Source organism: Ruegeria sp. HKCCA5426, from assembly GCF_013034585.1.
In the GTDB taxonomy this organism is placed as follows: Bacteria; Pseudomonadota; Alphaproteobacteria; order Rhodobacterales; family Rhodobacteraceae; genus Ruegeria.
The window spans coordinates 498,839-518,901 of the sequence record NZ_WQGH01000001.1 but is presented as its reverse complement, the minus strand read 5'-3'; the positions used below and the strand labels follow the sequence as shown (position 1 = coordinate 518,901).

Sequence of the window (20,063 nt, the reverse complement as noted above, 5' to 3'; positions counted from 1 at the left end):
GGCTTAGCCGTATAAATCGGAAGCCCGGCTCTCGAACGCCTGAACAATCCGGTGCATGGCCTCGTTAAAGACGACTCCGATGATGCCCTGTAAGATTGCGTTCTTGAACTCAAAATCCACGTGGAATGAGATGTTGCATCCCCCCTCGGGCGCATCCGCGAACTGCCAATCGGATTTCATGTATTTGAATGGCCCGTCCAGATACTCGGTGTCGATCCGCCGAGCCTCGGCGTGCAATGTCACACGGCTGCCGAACCGTTCGCGGAACACTTTGAACGAGATCACAAGATCGGCCTCAAGCACCTGCGCCTCGCCCGCCGCATAGGTGCGTCTGATCCGGGCTGCCGCGCACCACGGTAGAAACTGCGGATACTTGGCCACATCTGCGACAAGGTCATACATCTGCTGGGCTGTATAAGGCAGGTGACGTGTCTCGGAATGGGTTGGCATGGCGGTCCGCTATTTGCAGGTGACAATGGCGCGTCATGTCGTATGTTGCGCGCCAAAGATCAAGGGGGCAGTGATGACTGACCGCGCATATGTGATAGATGAGATGATCTCGGCCAAGGCGATCGCCGCCCGGATCGAAGAGCTTTGCCGCGAGATCTCACAGGAATTCGGGAATACCGACAAGCTGGTCGTGGTCGGCCTGCTGCGTGGCAGTTTTGTCTTCATCGCCGATCTTGTGCGCGAACTCGACCTGCCGATCGAGGTGGACTTCCTCGAGGCGTCATCCTACGGAGACTCAATGGAAAGCAGTCGTGAAGTTCGTATTCTCAAAGACTTGCGTGGCGCAATTGAAGGGCGTGACGTGCTGGTCGTCGAAGACATCGTCGACACAGGCCATACGTTGAATCATGTGACCAAGCTGTTGAACAGTCGGAAGCCCAGCCGCCTCAAGTCTATTGCCCTGCTCGACAAACCCAGTCGGCGTGAGGTTGACTTTCGCTCGGACTGGATCGGGTTTGAAATACCGGACGAATTTGTCGTCGGCTATGGCATCGACTACGCCCAACGCAATCGCAACCTGCCCTTCATCGGCAAGGTGCGTTTTGTGGACGGCTAAGATGACAAAACACGTGTCTGCGTAGCCAATTGAATTCAAACTTTCGAATACAAATAGACAAGGACCGCGAAATACCCTTACTCTTTCCATGAAAGTGGGAGGAATTTGATGAAGCGACTTGTTGCGACCGTTGGTGTAGTTATGGCGATTGTAGCGTTTGCCGGTGCATCGTCCGCAAAGGACAATAAGGGCAAAGGGCACGGAGCTAACAAAAACAAAGCTGAGAAAGTTATAAACTCAAACGGCAAGGCTGTTCCGCCCGGACAAATCAAACGATATACGCGCGGCCAGAAATTGCCGAATGATCTGAACTTTGACTACATTGACGACCTCGATAACTGGAAGCTGAAGCCGCTGGGTCCCGGTCAACGCTACATTCGGGTCGACGACGAAATTCTTTCCATCTCGGACGACACGAAAACTGTAATAGAAGCCGTTGGAATTGTTAGCGATTTGGCCAACTTGGCGGGCCGATACTAGAACACCCCTTCCAGCACTGCGTCTATGGCGCTTAGGAACACGCCGGTTCCTACAGGTATCAAGTCATCCGGAAAATCATAATCCGGGTTGTGCAATTGCGGGTGCGTCCGACCTGCACCCAACCAGAACATGGCCGTCTTTGCACCTTTGGAAAACTGGCCGAAGTCCTCCGAGAATTTCTGTGGGCTTTGGACAAGCTTGCAAGGCACGCCGTACGTCTTGCATGCAGTCTGCAGATATTCGACCGCCTCAGGATGGTTGACGCAGGCTTCAAACACATCGTCGTAAGTGATCTGGCACGCCAACCCATCAGACGCCGCGGCGTCCTGCACCAACGCTTCGGCGTCCGCAATCATCTGATGCATTCTGGCATCCGTCACAGTGCGCAAGGTCACCCATAGCTCTGCTTGTCCAGGTGCAACGCCGAATGTCCGCTCGCCCAAATTCGCATGAGTGACCGTCACCAGCGCAAAATCCTCGTCCAGATCGTCACCGCGGCTTAGGTTGGCCAATTTCGGGACTAGCTCAGACAACGCAAATGCCGGAGACACCCCATCTTGCGGTGCCGCGGCATGTGAGGTTTTCCCGACCAGTGTCACCTTCATTCCGCGAGAGGCACAATTTGCGGGCCCTTCGCACAGTTCGACCGAACCAAGGTCCAATCCCGGCAAGTTGTGAAGAGAAAACACATAATCTGGGGCTATGTTCGAAAAACCAGTTGAATTTCGGAACGCCGCAGCGCCTTTGCCGGTTTCTTCGGCGGGCTGAAAAATCAGAACGACGCGCCCTTTGGAGGGTCTACACCGCTTTAGCGCCTCAGCGACACCCAGCACCATGACCATATGGCCGTCATGCCCACACAAATGGCCATTACCAGCGTTCTGCGACGCGTATTCCGCATTGCTGATCTCTTGAATTGGCAAGCCGTCCAACTCGCAGCGGATGGCGACCGTCGGGCCGGGCCTGTTGCCCTCAAAGACTGCAGCGACTCCATAGCCGCCCAACCCTTGCAAGATACGGTCCGCACCAAGATCGGACAACAAACCGACCACGCGCGCCGAAGTCTCTCGCTCCTGCCCGGATAGTTCGGGGTAGCTGTGAAGATCGCGGCGTAAGACCGTGAGCCGTTCAAGGGCGTCCGGGGTCACCCTTGCTCCAGCATTTTTTGACGCGCATCCCGCAGGCGCGCAAAGTCATCGCCAGCGTGGTAGGACGAGCGGGTCAGCGGCGTTGCCGACACCATCAGGAACCCTTTGCCATAAGCCGCTTTCTCATACGATGAGAACTCTTCCGGTGTTACGAACCTGTCGACGCCGTGGTGCTTCGGCGTGGGTTGCAAGTATTGGCCGATCGTCAAAAAGTCGATGTCCGCCGCGCGCATGTCGTCCATGACCTGCCGCACCTCTTGTTCCTTTTCACCCAGACCAACCATGATGCCGGACTTGGTAAAGATAGACGGGTCAAGCTCTTTCACACGCTGCAAAAGGCGCAAAGAATGGAAATACCGCGCGCCGGGCCGAACCTCGGGATAAAGCCCCGGTACGGTTTCAAGGTTATGGTTAAACACGTCCGGCTTGGCTTCGACCACGACTTCCAAAACCTCGGGCTCACATTTCAGAAAGTCGGGCGTCAGAATTTCGATGGTCGTCTTGGGGGACCGATGGCGAATGGCGCGAATGGTCTGCGCAAAGTGATCCGCCCCGCCATCCGTAAGATCATCACGATCGACCGAGGTGATGACGACATGGTTCAGACCCAGTTTCTCGACTGCATGGGCAACACGTCCGGGTTCGAAAACATCCAGATCGTCAGGCCGTCCGGTCGCGATATTGCAGAAGGTGCAGCCGCGCGTGCAAATTTCGCCCATGATCATCATGGTGGCGTGGCCCTGGCTCCAGCATTCGCCGACGTTCGGGCATCCGGCTTCTTCGCAGACGGTGACAAGGTTGTTGTCCCGCATAATCTTGCGGGTATCGGCATAGCCCTTGCCGCCCGGTGCTTTGACGCGAATCCAACTGGGCTTTTTGGGCTGCGCGTTGTCCGGGCGATGCGCCTTTTCAGGGTGACGTTGTTCGGGGATCTTCAGATCACGCACGGCTGGCTTTCCTGACTTTGGGTCAATTTGCTTTGCTCTAACATAGTACGTCAAACTGTACCATGCCACCGACACATACCTGACATGCAACATAGTATCTGCTTTTCGGAAACGCAGAACATATGAACAATCCTGGGCAAATTATGGACGTTCTTTCAATAACCTCTGGTAATTCGCGGTTGCAGCAATTCTGACGTTGAAGCCAATTTAGAACTATTTTAAATACGTGCCAAATCATCATGAATCACAGGAGCTTGTTGATGAAAACCGGCACAAAATTACCTGCTGTCACCTTCCACACCCGCGTTCGCGATGAGGCCGTCGAAGGGCCAAATCCATATCGCTGGGAAGACAAAACCACAGCGGACTTTTTCTCGGGCAAGCGGGTCATCCTGTTTTCCCTGCCGGGCGCGTTTACGCCAACATGCTCGACCTATCAGCTTCCGGGGTTCGAAAACGGTTTTGCCGACTTTGCGGAAAAGGGAATCGACGCCATTTACTGCATGTCTGTGAATGACAGCTTTGTCATGAACAAATGGGCGCAGGATCAAGGCCTAAAGAACGTAAAGGTCATCCCTGATGGTTCCGGGGAATTCACCCGGAAAATGGGCATGTTGGTCGACAAGGACAACCTTGGTTTCGGAATGCGGTCTTGGCGTTACGCTGCCATTGTCAATGACGGCGTGGTCGAGGCTTGGTTTGAAGAACCAGGCTTGATGGACAACTGCCCCGAAGATCCTTACGGCGTGTCATCGCCCGATAACCTGATGAAGCATCTGGATGAGGCGAAAGAACCCGCCCTCGCTTAATCGCATAAGCTCAAAGATTAAGACCCGTCCCGGCGGGTCTTACTATTTTCGCGTCTCAGCAACGATGTCTTCGCCAACCTGACGTATGACATCCGCGAGACTGTCGAACCAATCTTCTGCGCTGGTGGACATACGACGCACCAGACCGATTGTTCGGAATGGTTGGGGCGCACCGAAACGCTGCAGCTTTAGGCCGGGAACGGCCTCAGTCTCAGCGCGGGCGGCTAGTTCGGGCATCAGCGTCAGGCCAAACCCTTCGGCGACTAGCCGGGACAAGGTGGCCAGCGAAGACGCACCCATGTTGATCAACCCACTGCTTCGATCCTGTCCACACACCTCCAACGCCTGATCCGTTAGGCAATGACCGTCATCCAGCAGCATGAGTTGTGTCGCCTGCAGATCCAATGGATGCAGCGCCTCAGGGTGTTGCGGCATAGACTGTAGCCGCCCGGCGCTGCCCGCCAACAGAAAGCGGTCTTCGAATAACGGAAGCTCAAACAACTCGGAGCCTCCAGCCGGCAGTGCCAACAATCCGGCATCAACCTCACCCGCACGAAGCATCGACAGCAGTCTCTCTGTTCTCGCCTCTCGTATCTGAACCTTCAAGGAAACATCCGCCGCGCGAAGTCCGGCAAGAACCCCTGGCAGCAGGTACGGAGCAATTGTTGGAATAATCCCAATCGAAAGCGATCTATGGCCACCCGACTGATCCTTTGCAAATTGATCCAGCCGATCCGCAGCCCCCAGAACCTGCCGTGCATGATCCAGCACATCCCGTCCCAACGGGGTCAGCAGAATATCGCGGGCTTGCCGTTCAAACAGCGTTCCGCCAAGTGTCTCTTCCAACGCCTTGATCTGAACGGACAAAGCGGGTTGCGAAACATGGCAAACCTGCGCAGCCCTGCCAAAATTCCGCTGCTCGGCCACGGCGTTAAAATACTGCAATTGCCTAAGGGTAAAATTCATAACCTTTGATTATCATATCGCGCCAGACCCGCAAGGCAGAACTATCGCTGGTCCGATCACCCTATAAGTCGGTTTTGTTCAGCCTTTTCCTCATAGTGTCGTTTGAGCCTTTGAAGGGCGATCCGCAGTACGATTTTTCCGGACCGAGCAGACCACCCCATCCGCTTTTCAGCCAATTCCAACCCTTCGAGATAACAACAACAAAGCAATGCAACGTCACTTAGGCCGGGGCCAAGATCGGAAAGGGCACTCTCAACCCGATTACGGGCATCCGATGACCCGCAACCATCACCGCTATGGTTCCCAAAGCTGCCGCGCCCTCCGGCGGTCAGGAAGTGATCCCAGTTTTGCGCGAGCTTTGGCCCGACCTGCGCCAACTCAAAATCTTCCCGCAGGCGTTCTCCGGCGCTGACCAGCGTTTCGTCCAAAAACGGCTTTCCGTCCCGATCACGTCGGCGCGCTAGCCCGATCAATGGGCTTTCCGCGGCGCTGTAACGAATTCTACGGGGTCGATCCCCCGCCCCCCGTGCCTGAGCCTTTGCGGTCATTGGCTGGAACGGAGTTTGCGCTTCGGACATCCCGAGTTCATTGCGTGTCCGCGCCCGGTTTTCCACCTCGGCCATCAACTGACCCAGCGCGGTTCGTCCGGCAGAAGAGATACGGTACCGTGAGATACGGCCCGGATTGTCACAGACGATCCAGTCCTTTAGGGCAAGCGCCTGAGCAACCCTGCAATCGACGACAGCCGTTCGTGTGCTTCCCTGATCGCCCGTGCCACGAACGACCACGGCTTTGTCCATATCTTCGGCGACGGCTAAGACTGACCCGGTCTCGCAAAGCCGTCGCAGAACTCTTAGTGCCTCACGCTCAAATTCTTCTTCGGCTGCGGCGATGTCATCGCCCCGAATGCCAGACAATGGTTCATCTTTGGCTGTGTTTTCCGAAAAATGTTCAGCAGCCAAAGATTGCAGCGCGGCATCCACCAATGGATCGTCCCGACGCGACTCGATACGTCGTATCTGCCTGAGTATGGTTGACGCATGGCACCCTGCTGACCGCGCAATGTCGCGGATCGACTGTCCGGTTTCGGTATGCGCAAGATACCGCTGCGCCCCTTCGGGAACCCAAGCCGGAATGGTGAAAGCCATGTTATTTTCCATAGTTAGTTGCCCTCGTAGACAATTCAATTCTGTTCTCTATCGCCCCCGGTGAATTTGTTAACCAATTCTAACTAGAGTCGCTTTCGTTACTCGTTCGTTAACTAGCGAGGACAAGAACCAGATTTGTTTTAAAAACATAAACACTCATGAAGTCAGAGTTCGGCCAGACCGTGGTTGAGGCAACACCCGCTTAGGTTGTGTGACACTCAGGGCAACTGCCACACTGCAATGGAACTTTGAAATGCAAGACCTGATGACAATGATCTCGTCCCTACGCCGCCCGCGCCTGTTGGCCCGCGCTGCAAAGCACGGCGCGCAAGACTATGATCGGGATCGTCATCTACAGCGAATTTTGGGATATGGCTCATTGCCCGGAAACGGGGCGGCCCTCGTTCGCTTGATAGAGATGGAGAAAGAAGCCAACGCGCAAAGAATGGCCGAAGACGCTGCCTATTCTCTGGTTCGGCATCTGGATATTCTGATCGCGCTACTGGGAGAGGCGCAACTGTTCAAAGCCAGTCGCGCCCCTCAATATCACTGACTTAGGTAAAGGCGTCCGGCATGGATGCCTTTTTCTTTTCAATGTACTCGTTCAGAGCGGCATGGACGCCTGGGTCGAGCTGCGGTTGCTGATAGTTGGCCAGCAAGTGTTCGACCCGCGACGTCGCCAGTTGACGCGTGTCACGACCGCCCTCGTCTTCCCAGGTTTCGAACGGCTTGTAATCCAGCAGATCGGACTTCCAGAACGCCTCTTTGAAGTTGGCCTGCGTATGAGCGCATCCCAGATAGTGTCCTCCGGGGCCGACTTCGCGGATAGCATCCATGGCCTGCGCGTTTTCATCATAGGCCACGCCTTTGGCGATACCGTGCAGAACGCCCAATTGGTCGGCATCCATGACGAACTTTTCAAAGTCGGCCACCAGACCGCCCTCCAGCCAGCCGCAAGAATGCAGCATGAAGTTCACACCGGCCATCAGACCCATATTCAACGAGTTCGCGGTTTCATACGCGGCCTGTGCGTCCGGCAGTTTTGAGCCGCAGAACGAACCCGCCGATCGGAACGGCAGCCCCAGACGACGTGCCAGCTGGCCCGCGCCGTAGGTGACCATAGACGCCTCGGGTGTCCCAAAGGTCGGCGCACCCGAGTTCATGTCGATCGACGACACGAACGCACCAAAGATTGCAGGCGCACCCGGACGGATGATCTGGCTATAGGCTACACCAGCCAGAACTTCGGCCAGAACCTGCGTCAGCGTTCCAGCAACCGAGACCGGAGCCATCGCGCCACCCACAATAAAGGGCGAAATGATGCAGGCCTGATTGTTGGCCGCGTAGACTTCCAAAGAGCCCATCATCACATCATCGAAGGTCATCGGCGAGTTGATGTTGGTCAGCGACGTCATGACCGTGTTTTCCTGCACGAATTCCTTGCCGAACAGGATCTCGCACATCTCAACCGAATCCTGCGCACGGCTGGGATCGGTTACCGAACCCATGAAAGGCTTATCCGACAGGGTCATATGCGCCATCAGCATGTCGAGGTGACGCTTGTTCACCGGAATGTCCGTGGGTTCGCAAACTGTCCCGCCCGAGTGATGCAGCCACTTGGACATATAAGCCAGCTTCACGAACTTGTTGAAATCGTCCATGGTCGCATAGCGACGGCCACCCTGCGCATCACGCACGAAGGGCGGGCCATAGACCGGGGCCAGAACCAGATTGCGGCCACCGATGACCACCGATTTCTCGGGGTTGCGGGCGTGCTGGGTGAACTCGCTGGGGGCGGTCTTGATCAGCTCGCGCGCAAGACCTCGGGGGATGCGGACGCGCTCGCCATCCACATCTGCACCCGCATCCTTCCAACGCTCCAGTGCGGCGGGGTTGTCGACAAAGTTGACACCGACCTCGGCCAGAATGGTTTCGGCGTTGGTTTCGATGATCTGCAACGCTTCTTCGTTCAGAACTTCGAAGTTCGGAATATTGCGTTCGATGTATTTTGCCGTTTCGATTCGTACCGCGGTGCGCTCGGCGCGGCGGGCAGCGCCACCGCCACCTCTCGCCCTGCGCCGGGTGTTTGCCTCAGCCATGTGAAGATCCCGTGTGTTGGTTGGTTTGAGAATTCTGTTACAGGAGCTGACAGGGGCAAAGCATATAAATTACGGCGATACAGGTTAAAAAGCGACATTTCCGTTGAGCGCACCAGTTAGCTGATTAGGGTGACTTTGATATGGGCTTACTCAATAGTAATCTGTTTTCGCTTTGTTTTTCCACGTTCCAACCCAGATGTTGGTACATGGACACCGTGGAATGCATCAAACGGTGAGTCCGCAGCGTGAGGCGCGATATTCCCCTGTCGCGCGCAACGCTTTCGGCTTGGTCCAGCAATCGTCCCGCGATCCCTCGGCCTTGTGCGTTGGGTGCCACCGCAAGATTGAATATCATCACTGCATCGTCCACTTGCCCAAAAACGATGTATCCAACGATTTCAGCATTCATCTCGGCCACAACCCCGCCATGGGACCGGATGTCATCGGCCACACCCCCTGTTACATCCGGCAGATCCGGAATATCGCGCAATGCGGGTGCATAAGCGGCGGCGAGACAATTCGTGACCTTGCCTACATCAGCAAGAGTGGCTTTTCGCAACGTGATCTCTGACATGTAAGATCCTATTGGCGTTATCCTGAGGCACAATTGCACAAATGATGTCATTGCGCTTGCACATGCAAGGCTTGCGACCTAATAGCCAACCATGACCCAGGACACCCATGACCGCCTTCTGATCATCGACTTCGGCAGCCAGGTAACGCAGCTTATTGCGCGACGCCTTCGTGAGCTGAACGTCTATTGCGAAATCCACCCCTATCAGAATGTCACGATGGACTTTGTGCGCAAGATGGCGCCAAAGGCTGTGATTTTCTCGGGCGGCCCCGACAGCGTAACGCGCGAGGGTTCACCGCGCGCCCCGCAAGAGATTTTCGACTATGGCGTGCCGATTTTGGGCATCTGCTATGGCCAGCAGGTGATGATGCACCAATTGGGTGGCAAGGTCGAAAGCGGCCACGGCACTGCCGAATTCGGTCGTGCTTTTGTCACACCCAAGGGCAAATTGGACATTCTAGATGGCTGGTTTTCCGAGGGTGACGAGCAGGTCTGGATGAGCCACGGTGATCACGTCAGCGAAATCGCACCGGGTTTTGAGGTGTTCGGCACCTCGCCCAACGCGCCTTTTGCGATCACTGCCGACAGCACACGCCACTTCTATGCCGTTCAGTTCCACCCCGAGGTGCACCACACCCCCAAAGGCGCGAAACTGTACGAGAATTTCGTCAAACTGGCCGGGTTCAAGGGTGACTGGACCATGGGTGCCTATCGTGATGAGATGATCCGCAGAATACGCGAGCAGGTGGGCGACAAGAAGGTCATCTGCGGGTTGTCTGGCGGCGTCGACAGCTCGGTCGCGGCGATCCTGATCCATGAGGCGATCGGAGATCAGTTGACCTGTGTGTTCGTCGATCACGGCCTGCTGCGCAAGAACGAGGCCCAGGAAGTCGTCGGCATGTTCCGCGACAACTACAACATCCAACTGATCCACGCTGACGAAAGCGAGTTGTTCCTTGGCGAACTCGAAGGCCAGTCCGACCCCGAGACTAAGCGCAAGATCATCGGCAAGCTGTTTATCGACGTGTTCCAGAAACATGCCGACACCATCGACGGGGCCGAGTTCCTGGCGCAGGGCACGCTCTACCCCGATGTCATTGAATCGGTGTCCTTTTCCGGCGGCCCATCGGTCACGATCAAGTCGCACCACAATGTCGGCGGCCTGCCTGAGAAAATGGGCCTGAAACTGGTCGAACCCCTGCGCGAACTGTTCAAGGACGAGGTCCGCGCTTTGGGCCGCGAACTGGGTCTCCCGGCCAGCTTCATCGGCCGACACCCCTTCCCCGGCCCTGGTCTGGCGATCCGTTGCCCCGGTGAAATCACCCGCGAGAAACTGGACATCCTGCGCGAGGCGGATGCCGTCTATATCGACCAGATTCGCAAGCACGGCCTTTATGATGAGATCTGGCAGGCTTTCGTGGCCATCCTGCCGGTGCGCACCGTGGGCGTGATGGGGGACGGACGCACATATGATTATGCCTGCGCGCTTCGGGCAGTGACGTCGGTGGACGGCATGACCGCCGATTATTACCCCTTCACCCACGAATTCCTTGGTGAAACCGCCACGCGGATTATTAACGAGGTCAAAGGCATCAATCGGTGCACATATGACATCACCTCAAAACCACCCGGAACGATTGAGTGGGAATGAAACAAAAAGCCGGGCTCTGTCCCGGCTTTTTTATTTAACTTCACCCAGAAACCCATAGGTTTCATGTCAGAAACCACGATTCCTTCAGGCTGGTGAATGGACAGTAGTAAACCTCAGATCGGAAAGGCTGCGCTCTGGATGACGGGGGCCATTGCGGCCTTCTCGTCAATGGCAATCGCGGGCCGTGAGTTGAGCGTGACGCACGACACGTTTGAAATCATGTTTTACCGCAGCCTTGTTGGAATCGTTGTCGTGTCCTTGGTTCTAACTTTGTCCAGCACGTGGCATCACGTTACCACCAAGCGCATTGGCCTGCATTGTGTGCGAAATGTCATGCATTTCACCGGGCAAAACCTGTGGTTTTATGCCGTTACGGTTATTCCTTTGGCGCAGGTCTTCGCGCTTGAGTTTACGCAACCGATCTGGGTCATTCTTCTTTCTCCTTTGCTACTGGGGGAAAGGCTGACAACCGTAAGGGTAATGTCGGCACTTATCGGGTTCGCGGGTATCCTGATCGTCGCCCGCCCTGGCGCAGCCCCCCTGAGCACCGGCCTGATTACTGCAGCTCTTTCAGCGGTGTTCTTTGCACTCACGACAATATCGACAAAGAAACTAACCCAATTCGCCAGTATTGGATGCATCATGTTCTGGCTGACTGTCATTCAGGCCATTCTGGGTTTGGTGGCATCTGGGATAGACGGGCAGATCGCTTTGCCATCGGCACAAACGGCTCCGTTTTTGCTGTTGGTTGGTCTGGCGGGGCTGCTTGCCCACTATTGTATAACGAACGCTTTGGCGATTGCTCCGGCGACTGTCGTGGTGCCTTTTGACTTTGCGCGGCTGCCGACAATCGCGATCGTCGGTATGATTCTCTACCAAGAACCGCTTGACCAATGGACCCTTCTGGGCGCTGCCGTGATCTTCTCAGGTATCTTTATGAATGTTCACGCCGAAAATCGTAACCGATTAGCAACACTCCCCGGCCACCAGCCAAACAAGTAACGCACCGTCACCTGTTGACGATAAGGTAAAGCATCAGAGAATAACGAGCATCATGTAGGTGGTCAGCCTTATCCACTCAAGCACTAGTGCTGACCGAACAAGTGACCTTTGAGGGAGGAACTAGATGAAAAAAGCGCTTCTACAGGCGTGCGCTGTGTGCGTTGGCGCTACAGGGGCCTATGCTGGCGGCTTGGACCGCAGCGGCCAGGGCGTCAACATTCTGTTCGAAGAAGGCAATGTTGTTCAGTTGCGGCTTGGCTACGCTGACCCGGACGTGAGCGGGTCGCAGAATGGCGTTCCGTCCGGCAACGTGGCAAACAGCTTCTTTTCGCCGGGCCTTGCGTACAAGCATTCGTTCAATGACCGTCTGGATTTTGCGGTCATCTACGACGAGCCGTTCGGTGCGGATGTCAGCTATCCCAGCGCCTATCCGCTGTCGCAAAACCCGCTTGCTATTGCAGGCGGACGCAACAACGACGTCCTGCGCGCCGAAGCTGACGTAGACGCAATTACTGCGCTGCTTCGCTACAAGTTCGATGGCGGTTTCAGCGCCATTGGTGGTATCCGTGGCCAGCGTGCAGATGCGTCCGTTGCGGTCCCTGCTGCTGCTGGGTATTCGTTTGATCCCGGCGCCGAAGTTGACTTCGGCTATGTTGTCGGTGTCGCATGGGAACGCCCTGAGATCGCGGCGCGTGTCTCGCTGGTCTACAACTCGAAGATCACGCATAACTTCAGCGGCAACGAGACTTTCAACCTAGCACCTCCGCCGGTTCCAGTGCCTTTGGTTTCGGTTCCGTCCGAAACCGAAGTCGAAACGCCGCAGTCGGTCAACCTGGACTTCCAGACGGGTGTTGCACCTAAAACTCTGGTCTTCGGTTCGATCCGTTGGGTCGACTGGCCACAAACCGTTCTGGCTCCGACAAACTATGTTGCAATTACCGGTTCGAACCTTGTGGATTACGAAGACGATACCTTCACCTACACGCTGGGCGTAGGCTATCAGTTCTCCGAAGCATTCTCGGGGGCCGTTTCCGTTGGTTACGAACCTTCGACCGACGCCTTGGTCTCGAACCTGGGCCCGACTGACGGGTTTTGGAGCCTTGGTCTGGGCGGCACCTACTCGTTCGAGCAGGCGCAGATTTCGGGCGGTATCCGCTACACCGACATTGGTGATGCGACGACCACCACCGGTGGTCAGTTCTCGGGCAACTCAGCCTGGAGTGTTGGTCTGCAGCTGACCTACGCTCTGAACTGATCGAGCGTCAAACGATCTGAATAGAGGCCTCGCCAATCGGCGGGGCCTTTTCGCATGTTTCGGGTCGCGTTTCTTTTGGCTGAATGCGAAACATCAGCATGGCACCGCAGAAACGCATATCCACTCAGGCTTGGGCCGAGCTTTTGTTGCTTGGGCTGATCTGGGGCGCATCCTTTGTTTCTATCAGGATTGCGCTGGACACCATTCCCGTCATGACTTCGGTTCTTCATCGTGTCCTGTGGGCGATGTTGGCACTTTGGATCGTAGTATGGATCAAAGGCACAAGAATCCCGACTAACCCGCGTATCTGGGGCGCGTTTCTGGTTATGGGGCTTCTGAATAACACGATACCCTTTACCCTGATGGCATGGGGACAATTGCATATCGAAACGGGCCTGACTTCGATCCTGAATGCGGCGACAGCGATCTTTGGCGTATTGATCGCGGCCATGTTCTTCAAAGATGAAAAACTGACTCAAGGTCGTGCCCTGGGCGTGGGGCTGGGCTTTACGGGCGTGGCGATTGCTATTGGGCTTAACAACTTCACCAAATTCGATCTGCAAAGCGCCGCACAACTGGCGATCATCGCGGGCGCAATCTCATATGCATTGGCCGGTACATGGGCCCGAAAGACTTTGTCTAGCCTCCCACCGATTGTTGCGGCAGCGGGAATGCTTACAAGCTCAACCATCGTTATCCTGCCGATAACACTTGCAGTTGATGGTGTTCCATCGTTGGCGTTGCCCACATCAACTTGGCTGGCCATCTCGTATTACGCGCTGATTGCCACGGCGGGCGCATATCTGTTGTATTACCGCGTACTGGCCATGGCAGGTGCTGGAAACCTATTGCTAGTAACCCTCATAATCCCGCCCGTGGCGATTGTTTTGGGCGCAATCCTTCGGGATGAAACCTTGCAGCCTCAGGCCTATGCGGGGTTCGCCGTGCTCGCGCTGGGGCTGCTGATACTCAACCGCTCATCCACTCCTGATTGACGCCAACCCCTGCCCCATTTAGCAAGGTTGCAAAAAGGGATAGCGGACCATGATCTACAGCTCGGCAAAAGAGTGGCGCGAGGCGGCAAGAAAGAAGGTGCTGTTTTTCGGCATGTCGGGCCTTGGCAAGACCTATGTGTCCAATGTCCTGCGTGATTCTGGCGACTGGTTCCACTACTCGATCGACTACCGAATCGGAACGCGATACATGGGCGAGTACATCGCAGACAATGCCAAAGCGCAGGCCATGAAAGTGCCGTTTCTGCGCGACCTTCTGCTGTCGGACTCAATCTATATCGGCTCGAATATCACGTTTGAAAACCTAACTCCGGTTGCCGCTTATCTGGGCAAACCGGGTGATCCGGCGCTGGGCGGGCTGGAATTGTCAGAATATCGCCGCAGGCAGGAACAGTTTCGCATGGCCGAGATTCACGCCCTTTTGGATACGGAATACTTCATCGACCGCGCCGAACGCCTGTATCAGTACCCTCATTTCATTTGCGACACAGGTGGTTCGATCTGTGAGTGGGTTGATCCAAACGACCCTCGTGATCAGGTTCTATCCGAATTGTCTCGCCAGACGCTGATGATCTGGCTAAGGGGCGACGAGGAACACACAGCCGAGCTGATCCGCCGTTTTGACAAAGCCCCCAAACCGATGTCCTACCAGCCCGAATTCCTTACACGGGTCTGGGAGGAATATTTGGATGAAAACGGGTGCCAGCCCGCGCAAGTTGACCCGGATGCCTTCGTCCGATGGACCTATGCGCGCGCGCTTGCACATCGGCAGCCGCGCTATCAGGCGATGGCCGACAATTGGGGCGTATCCATCTCGGCGAAAGACATGCACGACGTCAGAGATGCCTCTGATTTCGACGAGTTGATCGAACGCACCCTTGAGACACGCCCAAACCGCGCTTAACTATCGCTCTTACACAATAATTCCAAAGGCTAGCACCTGATGCCAATCAAGATTCCCGCCGACCTGCCCGCATTTGACGTCCTCACCAATGAGGGCGTCATGGTCATGGCTGAGGATCAGGCTATGCGTCAGGATATTCGCCCCTTGCGCATCGGGCTGTTGAACTTGATGCCCAAGAAAATCCAGACGGAAAACCAGTTTGCCCGTCTAATCGGCGCGACCCCATTGCAGATTGATCTGTCGCTGATCCGCATGACCGAGCATCGGACCAAAACCACAGCAGCCGAACACATGGCCGAGTTTTATCGCCCGTTTCAGGAGGTCAAGGATCAGAAATTCGATGGCCTGATCATCACTGGCGCACCAATCGAACATCTGGAGTTTCAGGATGTGACGTATTGGGACGAAATCAGCGAAGTGTTCGACTGGACACAAACCAACGTACACTCGACCTTTGGCGTTTGCTGGGGCGGGATGGCGATGATCAACCACTTCCATGACGTCAAAAAACACATGCTGGACGCCAAGGCGTTCGGGTGCTTCCGGCATCGAAACTTGGATTCGGCCTCGCCGTTTCTTCGTGGATTTTCAGACGATTGCGTGATCCCTGTCAGCCGCTGGACCGAAATGAAACAGGATGAGATTGACAGTGCTGAGGGACTGAAGACCTTGCTGGGCAGCGAAGAAGTTGGTCCCTGCCTTGTCGAGGACCCCGCGCACCGCGCAATCTACATTTTCAATCACTTCGAATATGACAGTGACACGCTAAAGCAGGAATACGATCGCGACGTGGCGAGTGGCGCGCCCATCAATGTGCCAAAGAACTACTATCCGGATGACGATCCAAGCCAATCTCCGCAGAACCGGTGGCGCAGTCATGCGCATCTGCTCTATGGCAACTGGATCAATGAGATCTATCAGTCGACCCCATTCGATATGAATGCAATTGGCCGTTAAAACCGTCGTAACCCTGGGGCTGTTCCTATCCGGCCTGACACTGTTGACGGTTTGGCGCGCGTCACAAAACGAAGCGCGCGCCGAAGCATCCTTCCCGCCCGAAGGACAGATTGTCGATGTGGACGGCATCCCAATCCATGCGGTCGTGATGGGGCAAGGCCCGGATGTGGTTCTGATCCATGGGTCCAGCGGGAATACGCGAGATATGACGTTTGCGTTGGCTCCGATTTTGGCTGAAAACTTCCGGGTGATCGTTTTTGACCGCCCCGGTCTTGGCTATAGCGGAAGCTTTAACCCCGACGGGGAAACGATTGAAGAACAAGCGGAAATACTTCAGAAAGCTGCCGCGTTACTCGGCGCAGACAAACCGATTGTTGCCGGTCAGAGTTATGGCGGTTCAGTCTCGCTTGCATGGGCCGTTACACGTCCGGACAATATCGCGGGTTTGGTCCTGATCGCCCCCGCCGCGATCCCGTGGGAAACCCCGCTGGATGGGTTCAACAGGCTCGCGTCAACTTCGGCAGGCAACACGCTGGCTTTGCCTTTGATCAGCGCATTTGTGCCGGACTGGTATGTAGAAAAAGCGCTTGACCAGGTTTTTGCCCCTCAGTCCGCACCAGACGGCTATGCCAGCCACTTTGGGCCCGGCCTGACCATTCGCCGAGCATCGATGCATGCAAATGCCAAACAGCGCGCAAATCTTCTTGAAGAAATCCGCACCCTGCAACCACAATACAAAGACATTTCCGTTCCGACCGAAATCGTGCATGGAACTGCGGACGACACGGTTGGGCTGGATTGGCACTCCGAGCGCCTGATTGAACAAATTCCCGGCGCCGAGTTGATCGAACTGCCCGGAATTGGACACATGCCACAAGTGGTCGCCGCGCCTGAAGTGGCCGAAGCCATCGACCGGGCGGCACAACGGGCGGGTTTGCGTTAAAGCCTCGGCTAATCCATAGTAGGAATTGGATTTTATCGAGAGGTAGTTCATGGCCCGGTCTGAAAAAGGTTCCATCGAAAAGTACTTCCGCAAAGACGCTCCAAAGGACGTTCGATCCGCTATCGAGAAAGCAGATAAGGATGACATCCTGAATTCCGGCTTTCCATATGACGAGCGAATGAAGCGCAAAGAATATGAAAAACAGATGGAGGCGTTGCAGATTGAATTGGTCAAGATGCAATCTTGGGTGAAGGAAACCGAACGCCGGATCGCTATCATTTTCGAAGGGCGCGACGCGGCGGGCAAAGGCGGCACGATCAAACGCTTTCGGGAAAATCTAAACCCTCGAGGTGCCAGAAACGTCGCCCTTAGCAAACCGTCGGATCAAGAACGCAGCCAATGGTATTTCCAACGATATATCCCGCACCTGCCCGCAGCTGGAGAAATCGTGTTCTTCGACCGAAGTTGGTATAATCGTGGTGTCGTCGAGAACGTGTTTGGGTTTTGCACCCCGGAAGAACGCGAGAGGTTCTTTCGGCAGGTATTGCCCCTGGAAACCAGTCTGATCAACGACGGTATTCATCTGTTCAAGTTCTGGCTGAATGTGGGACGGGCCGAGCAGCTTAACCGGTTCTTATCCCGCGAGACTGACCCGTTGAAACAATGGAAACTCAGCCCGATTGATATTCTGGGGCTTGGTAAATGGGATGAATACAGCCAGTCCATCTCGGAAACCCTAACGCGCAGCCACACCGAACAGTGCCCTTGGACCATCGTGCGATCGGATGACAAGAAACGTGCGCGCCTTGCCGCCATTCGAACCGTTCTACACGCCTTGGACTATGACGAGAAAGACGTCAAAGCCATAGGCGAGGTCGACACGAAAATCTGCGGCGGCCCCGAAATCTGGGATTCGTGATGAAATTCACGTGTCTCCAACGCGATAGACATTGGACGAAGGCGCCAACTCTGATTATGTCAAGTTTCGCCCATTCACGACAACAAAGGCACCTGACCCAGGGATGACGAAACGCGGCTATCACCACGGCAACCTCAAACAAGCCCTGATCGAGGCCGCTTTATCCCTGATCGAGGAAAAAGGCCCAACGGGTTTTACCCTGTCTGAGGCCGCCAAAACCGCCGGTGTGACGCCAGCGGCGGTCTACCGGCACTTTCAGGGCCGTGAAGACCTGATTGCCGAAGCAGCCAGACAAGGGTTCGAGATGTTTGCGGACCTCATGCAGTATGCCTACGACAAGGGGCAACCGTCGGCACTTGCTGCCTTCGAAGCAACGGGGCGCGCCTATCTTGCATTTGCGCGCAAGCACCCGGGCCATTACATCGCGATGTTCGAAAGTGGCGTTTCCATCAACCGCACGCCTGAACTTTCCTTGGCTGCCAACCGGGCAAAAAGCGTATTGGAAAAGGCCGCAGCTGACTTGTCGCAGCACATACCACCTGAAAAACGCCCTCCAGCCTCCATGTTCAGCGCCCATATTTGGGCCATGAGCCACGGTGTCGTGGAACTTTATGCAAGAAACACCGGTGCAACATCGCCCTTCCCTCCCGAAGACTTACTGGAGTCGGGAATTGGCATTTATCTCAGGGGTTTGGGATTGGTGCCGCAAGACGACTGATCAGAACACCGACCTTGGCTGCGGCAAGCTGAGGCCAGAGGTTACGTTAATCAGATCCATTTCCCCCATCCCCTTGATGTCCACACGTCCCAGCTCCGAGACCTGAAATTCATCAATCAGGGCGTATTTCATATCTTCAGGCGCAACAATATTCATAGGGTTAGCAAAGACTTGCAGCCGCGAGGCAATGTTCACCGCCGGTCCAAACACGTCGTAGACATATTTCTGAATCCCGACGACAGAGCCCACCGCAGGCCCCATTCCAAGTCCGATGCGGGCCTGCCATTTATGAGGGTGGCTTTCGTTGCGCCGTTCCAGATAACGCAGGAATCTGACCGCACAATGCGCAACCGCCGTCGCGTGATCCGGGGTCGCGTCCGGCATCCCGGACACGGCAAGGTATGCGTCCCCGATTGTTTTGATCCGCTCGCATCCGAACTGTTCGACGATCCGGTCAAAGGCCGTGAAGATGTCATTCAACTCGCTCAAGGTCACGGTCGGATCTGTTTTGGCCGCAAAATCCGTAAACCCGACAAAATCCAGCATGACCACTGAAACCTGATCATAAAGCTGCGGCGTGACAACGCCGAAGGTCTTGAACTCTTCATACACCGCGCGCGGCATCAGGTTCAGCAACAGACGCTCGACACGCTCTTTTTCACGCTCCAGTTCACGTGTGTTACGCTCGACCATTGTCGAGTAGCTGTCGATCATACTCTCCAACTCGCGGATGCGCGTGATGTTTTGGTATTCAACAACCAGCAACTGCTCTTCCGAACCATTTGCCAGAGACACGGCCATCGCAAAGACCAGAGTCCGACGCTTTGGTTTGATCTGCATTTCGACCGAGTAGCGCAGACCCGATTGTTTGACGTCATCCAGCTCGCGCGGGTCCAGATCGGGGAACATATCCAGCAATGTCTGCCCTTCGGACGGTGCTCCGAACCATTCGGAAAAGGGACCATTATAGAATACAAACCCAAGGTCCGAGGCCCGCACAACGGCAATCCCCACTCCAATTGCCCGCAGCAATTGTTCATTTATCGCCAGAATGCTCATGCTGCGTTGCGCGTCACGATGATTGCGCGCTTGGATTCAATGGCATTCAGCGCGATCTTGATATGAGCGTCCTCCATACCGTGCATTTCCAAAGCCTGGCCGAACAAATCCGCCATTTCGTCAAAATCAGCATGAGAAATATTCAGGTGTCGATGAACGGCCTCGATCCTGTCATCGCTGAACGACGCCGGGCCGCCCACAAGCGAAGAAACAAACTTGGTTTGGTGATCAATCAGGCGAGGCATGTCAATGTCTTCGAAATGATCTCCGATCTGGTCGGAATCCAAAGCCATCTCGTAGAACGTCATCACGATCCGGCTGATCGTTTTGAAGCCGCCATAGCGTTCATAAATCGTCTGACTCATACCAAAAACCCAAGTGCCAATTGGAAACAACACCGCGAGG

General features: G+C 55.4%; 22 protein-coding genes. 13 read left to right on the top strand and 9 right to left on the bottom strand.

The annotated features are described in order from the left end of the window. Positions 1–3 precede the first annotated feature (3 nt). Positions 4–450: a type II toxin-antitoxin system RatA family toxin gene (locus GOV87_RS02500; protein ID WP_171123150.1), complete on the bottom strand. Its 447-nt coding sequence runs from the start codon at positions 448–450 to the stop codon at positions 4–6. A gap of 73 nt (positions 451–523) precedes the next feature. Here GOV87_RS02500 and hpt point away from each other — a divergent pair, with 73 nt between their 5' ends. Together hpt and GOV87_RS02490 are read left to right on the top strand one after the other, a co-directional pair. Continuing rightward, positions 524–1,066 carry a hypoxanthine phosphoribosyltransferase gene (hpt, locus tag GOV87_RS02495; protein ID WP_171210706.1) on the top strand — a complete coding sequence of 181 codons (543 nt, stop codon included), beginning with the start codon at positions 524–526 and terminating at the stop codon, positions 1,064–1,066. Between the two features lie 108 nt (positions 1,067–1,174). Next, entirely contained in the window at positions 1,175–1,546 is a 372-nt protein-coding gene (locus GOV87_RS02490; protein WP_171210705.1) for a hypothetical protein, read from the top strand. Here GOV87_RS02490 and GOV87_RS02485 read toward each other — a convergent pair. Together GOV87_RS02485 and lipA are read right to left on the bottom strand one after the other, a co-directional pair. Continuing rightward, positions 1,543–2,694 (bottom strand): amidohydrolase, encoded by a 1,152-nt coding sequence (locus GOV87_RS02485; RefSeq protein ID WP_171210704.1) that lies wholly within the window; start codon positions 2,692–2,694, stop codon positions 1,543–1,545. The genes GOV87_RS02490 and GOV87_RS02485 overlap by 4 nt on opposite strands. After that, entirely contained in the window at positions 2,691–3,641 is a 951-nt protein-coding gene (gene lipA, locus GOV87_RS02480) for a lipoyl synthase (protein ID WP_171210703.1), read from the bottom strand. The genes GOV87_RS02485 and lipA overlap by 4 nt, the downstream gene beginning before the upstream one ends. A 260-nt stretch (positions 3,642–3,901) precedes the next feature. On the opposite strand from lipA, the gene GOV87_RS02475 reads away from it, so the two are divergent. Further along, entirely contained in the window at positions 3,902–4,450 is a 549-nt protein-coding gene (locus tag GOV87_RS02475) for a peroxiredoxin (RefSeq protein ID WP_171121267.1), read from the top strand. A gap of 42 nt (positions 4,451–4,492) precedes the next feature. Here GOV87_RS02475 and GOV87_RS02470 read toward each other — a convergent pair whose 3' ends face one another. Together GOV87_RS02470 and GOV87_RS02465 are read right to left on the bottom strand one after the other, a co-directional pair. Continuing rightward, positions 4,493–5,416 carry a hydrogen peroxide-inducible genes activator gene (locus GOV87_RS02470; RefSeq protein ID WP_171123138.1) on the bottom strand — a complete coding sequence of 308 codons (924 nt, stop codon included), beginning with the start codon at positions 5,414–5,416 and terminating at the stop codon, positions 4,493–4,495. A gap of 56 nt (positions 5,417–5,472) precedes the next feature. Further along, positions 5,473–6,576 (bottom strand): DUF6456 domain-containing protein, encoded by a 1,104-nt coding sequence (locus tag GOV87_RS02465; protein ID WP_171210702.1) that lies wholly within the window; start codon positions 6,574–6,576, stop codon positions 5,473–5,475. 241 nt (positions 6,577–6,817) lie between these two features. Between GOV87_RS02465 and GOV87_RS02460 the strand changes: the two genes are divergently transcribed. Then, entirely contained in the window at positions 6,818–7,117 is a 300-nt protein-coding gene (locus tag GOV87_RS02460; RefSeq protein WP_171210701.1) for a DUF6477 family protein, read from the top strand. 1 nt (position 7,118) lies between these two features. Here GOV87_RS02460 and GOV87_RS02455 read toward each other — a convergent pair whose 3' ends face one another. Both GOV87_RS02455 and GOV87_RS02450 read right to left on the bottom strand, forming a co-directional pair. Then, the gene (locus tag GOV87_RS02455) at positions 7,119–8,663 is read right to left on the bottom strand and encodes a trimethylamine methyltransferase family protein (RefSeq protein WP_171123132.1); all 1,545 of its coding nucleotides are present in this window, start codon (positions 8,661–8,663) and stop codon (positions 7,119–7,121) included. 124 nt (positions 8,664–8,787) lie between these two features. Then, positions 8,788–9,237 carry a GNAT family N-acetyltransferase gene (locus tag GOV87_RS02450; protein ID WP_171210700.1) on the bottom strand — a complete coding sequence of 150 codons (450 nt, stop codon included), beginning with the start codon at positions 9,235–9,237 and terminating at the stop codon, positions 8,788–8,790. Positions 9,238–9,328: 91 nt separating this feature from the next. On the opposite strand from GOV87_RS02450, the gene guaA reads away from it, so the two are divergent. From guaA to GOV87_RS02405, 9 genes are all read left to right on the top strand, one after another. After that, the gene (gene guaA, locus GOV87_RS02445) at positions 9,329–10,888 is read left to right on the top strand and encodes a glutamine-hydrolyzing GMP synthase (protein WP_171210699.1); all 1,560 of its coding nucleotides are present in this window, start codon (positions 9,329–9,331) and stop codon (positions 10,886–10,888) included. 96 nt (positions 10,889–10,984) lie between these two features. Then, positions 10,985–11,890, top strand: a complete 906-nt coding sequence (locus GOV87_RS02440; RefSeq protein ID WP_171210698.1) for a DMT family transporter — start codon at positions 10,985–10,987, stop codon at positions 11,888–11,890. Positions 11,891–12,014: 124 nt separating this feature from the next. After that, entirely contained in the window at positions 12,015–13,145 is a 1,131-nt protein-coding gene (locus tag GOV87_RS02435) for an OmpP1/FadL family transporter (protein WP_171210697.1), read from the top strand. Between the two features lie 98 nt (positions 13,146–13,243). After that, a complete protein-coding gene (locus tag GOV87_RS02430; protein WP_171210696.1) occupies positions 13,244–14,140 on the top strand; it encodes a DMT family transporter in 897 nt (298 codons plus the stop codon). Between the two features lie 49 nt (positions 14,141–14,189). Continuing rightward, positions 14,190–15,062 (top strand): ATPase, encoded by an 873-nt coding sequence (locus GOV87_RS02425; RefSeq protein ID WP_171123122.1) that lies wholly within the window; start codon positions 14,190–14,192, stop codon positions 15,060–15,062. A 39-nt stretch (positions 15,063–15,101) separates the two neighbouring features. Further along, positions 15,102–16,019, top strand: coding sequence for a homoserine O-succinyltransferase (metA, locus tag GOV87_RS02420; RefSeq protein ID WP_171121257.1), 918 nt, complete (start codon positions 15,102–15,104; stop codon positions 16,017–16,019). Beyond that, positions 16,003–16,962 (top strand): alpha/beta fold hydrolase, encoded by a 960-nt coding sequence (locus GOV87_RS02415; RefSeq protein ID WP_171210695.1) that lies wholly within the window; start codon positions 16,003–16,005, stop codon positions 16,960–16,962. Before metA ends, GOV87_RS02415 begins: the two co-directional genes overlap by 17 nt. A gap of 49 nt (positions 16,963–17,011) precedes the next feature. Beyond that, positions 17,012–17,881 carry a polyphosphate kinase 2 gene (gene ppk2, locus GOV87_RS02410; protein ID WP_171210694.1) on the top strand — a complete coding sequence of 290 codons (870 nt, stop codon included), beginning with the start codon at positions 17,012–17,014 and terminating at the stop codon, positions 17,879–17,881. A 103-nt stretch (positions 17,882–17,984) separates the two neighbouring features. Then, positions 17,985–18,599, top strand: a complete 615-nt coding sequence (locus GOV87_RS02405) for a TetR/AcrR family transcriptional regulator (protein WP_170384099.1) — start codon at positions 17,985–17,987, stop codon at positions 18,597–18,599. On the opposite strand, the gene GOV87_RS02400 is transcribed toward GOV87_RS02405, so the two are convergent. Continuing rightward, entirely contained in the window at positions 18,600–19,658 is a 1,059-nt protein-coding gene (locus tag GOV87_RS02400; RefSeq protein WP_171121254.1) for an adenylate/guanylate cyclase domain-containing protein, read from the bottom strand. Further along, on the bottom strand, positions 19,655–20,023 hold the full coding sequence (locus GOV87_RS02395) for a group 1 truncated hemoglobin (RefSeq protein ID WP_171121253.1): 369 nt from the start codon (positions 20,021–20,023) through the stop codon (positions 19,655–19,657). Before GOV87_RS02395 ends, GOV87_RS02400 begins: the two co-directional genes overlap by 4 nt. Positions 20,024–20,063 lie beyond the last annotated feature (40 nt).